Consider the following 2,298-nt stretch of genomic DNA (forward strand, 5'->3'; position numbering starts at 1 on the left):
CCCCGAGAGCACCCCCGATCGTGCGGCCGACCTGTTTGGATGCAGGGGTGAGCACAGTCCCCGGCACCGCCGTCCGCCCCCCGCTGCAGCGGCCGCGGACGATGCTGCTCGGCGGAGTGTGCACCGCGGTCGCCGACCACCTCGGCTGGAGCGTGCGGAGGACCCGCCTCCTGGCCGTCCTCATGACCGCGCTCGGCGGGGGCGGCGCGCTCCTCTACCTCTGGCTCTGGGCCCTGGTGCCCCTCGCGCCGCTCGACTCGCGCGACGCGGATCCGGCCGTCCGCCGCTCCGCTCCCGTGGCCGGCCTGCTGACCCTCGCCGCCGCCGTCGCGGCGCTCGCCGTGCTGATCGCCGTCGACAGCGGCGACGACGCCGACATCACGCGCGCGCTCGTCGCCGTCGGCCTGCTCGCGGGAGGAGCCGTCGGCTGGAGCCTCGGGCTCGACCGCGGCGACGCCGTCCGCCCCGCCCGGTACGGCTCCGCGGTGCGCCTCGCCTCCTGCGCGCTGCTGGTGCTCGCCGGAGCGGCCGTCCTCACCGGCCGCCCGAGCGCCCTCAACGCGGTGCTCGCCGTGGGCGTGCTGCTGATCGCCGCCGGCGTGCTGGCCGCGCCCCGGGTGGTGACCCTCTGGTCCGAGCTGATGGGCGAGCGCGCCGCCCGCGTGCGCGAGGAGCAGCGGGCCGAGATCGCCGCGCACCTGCACGACTCCGTGCTGCAGACCCTCGCGCTCATCCAGAACCGCGCCGGAGCCTCGAGCGAGGTCGCCCGCATCGCCCGCGCCCAGGAGCGGGAGCTGCGCGACTGGCTGTTCGAGCGCGACGTCCCGGTCGCCAACGACCTGGCCGCCGAGGTCCGGGCGATCGCCGCCGCCGTCGAGCTCGACTACCCCGTGCACCTCGAGGTGGTGGCCGTCGGAGCGTCCGTCCCCGGCGCCGCCGCGCTCCTCGCCGCGACCCGCGAGGCCGTGCTGAACGCGGCCCGGCACGCGGGCGGCGACGTCTCGGTGTACCTCGAGTCCTCCGTGCAGGGCGTCGACGTGTTCGTGCGCGACCGCGGCCCCGGGGTCGTCCTCGACGAGGTGCCCGGCGACCGCCTCGGCATCCGCGAGTCGATCATCGGCCGGATGGCGCGCACGGGCGGCAGCGCGACCGTGCGCCCCGGTGTCGGCGGCACCGGCACCGAGGTGCATCTGCGGCTCCCCGCGGAGGTCGAGCGGTGACCCGCGTGCTGCTGGTCGACGACCACTCCATCTTCCGCTCCGGCCTGCGGGCCGACCTCGCCCCCGAGCTCGAGGTCGTCGGGGAGGCGGCCGACGTCGACTCCGCCGTCGGCCTGGTCGCCTCGCTCGCGCCCGAGGTGGTGCTGCTCGACGTGCACCTGCCGGGCGGTGCGGGCGGAGGCGGGGCCGAGGTGCTGCGGCGCAGCGCCGGGTCGTCGTCGCGCTTCCTGGCGCTCAGCGTCTCGGACGCCGCGGAGGACGTGGTCGGCGTGATCCGCGCCGGCGCCCGCGGCTACATCACCAAGGCCAGCTCCGGAGCCGAGGTGAGCCGGGCCGTGCTCGCGGTGGCGGGCGGGGACGCCGTGTTCTCGCCGCGCCTGGCCGGCTTCGTGCTCGACGCCTTCGGGGCGCTGACGGGCGAGCAGGCGGAGTCGGGGGACGAGCTCGACCGGCTCTCGGCCCGCGAGCGCGAGGTGATGCGCCTGATCGCCCGCGGCTACGCTTACAAGGAGGCGGCAGCCGAGCTCTTCATCTCGGTCAAGACGGTCGAATCCCACGTCTCCGCCGTCCTCCGCAAGCTGCAGCTCTCCTCCCGCTACGAGCTCACCGCCTGGGCCTCCGCGCGCCGCCTGCTCTGAGGCGCGCGCGAGCAGTCAACCCCGTCCCTCCTCCCGCTCCTGCCGTCCGACACTGTCGGGACACGACAGGAAAGGACGACCCGATGGTGACCACCACCCCCGCTCTCCCGACCCTGGCCGAGCTCCTCCGCGACTCCCGGCCCGTGTCGCAGCTCTACGTCGACCTCGCGATCGACTCCGGGGATCCGCCGGACATCTCGCTCGAGCGCGCCACGTCCCTCGGAGACGAGCTCGCCCGCCAGGGCGCCCCCCAGGCCGACATCCGGGCCCTCACCGCTCTGCTCGAGGGGGCCGGGCGCCCCCAGGGCGCCTGCTGCCTCTTCGCGGTCGCCGTGGACGGGAGGGTCGTGCTGAACGAAGTGCTGCCGGGTCGGCCGGTCGCGCCCGAGGGCACCGCCCCGGAGGGGGTCGACGTGGTGACGCTGCCGCACGGCGCCGAC

At 76.2% G+C, this 2,298-nt stretch carries 3 protein-coding genes; all 3 read left to right on the top strand.

What is annotated here, in order from left to right:
• The first annotated feature begins 47 nt into the window (after positions 1-47).
• Positions 48-1,220: a sensor histidine kinase gene (locus tag C5C27_RS17290; protein WP_181133587.1), complete on the top strand. Its 1,173-nt coding sequence runs from the start codon at positions 48-50 to the stop codon at positions 1,218-1,220.
• The gene (locus C5C27_RS17295) at positions 1,217-1,858 is read left to right on the top strand and encodes a response regulator transcription factor (RefSeq protein WP_104315018.1); all 642 of its coding nucleotides are present in this window, start codon (positions 1,217-1,219) and stop codon (positions 1,856-1,858) included. The genes C5C27_RS17290 and C5C27_RS17295 overlap by 4 nt, the downstream gene beginning before the upstream one ends.
• An 83-nt stretch (positions 1,859-1,941) precedes the next feature.
• Positions 1,942-2,298 (top strand): hypothetical protein (locus C5C27_RS17300; RefSeq protein WP_219813206.1); only part of this gene is annotated, 357 nt, incomplete at its 3' end.

This window comes from Rathayibacter sp. AY2B7 (genome assembly GCF_002931635.1).
In the GTDB taxonomy this organism is placed as follows: domain Bacteria; phylum Actinomycetota; class Actinomycetes; order Actinomycetales; family Microbacteriaceae; genus Rathayibacter.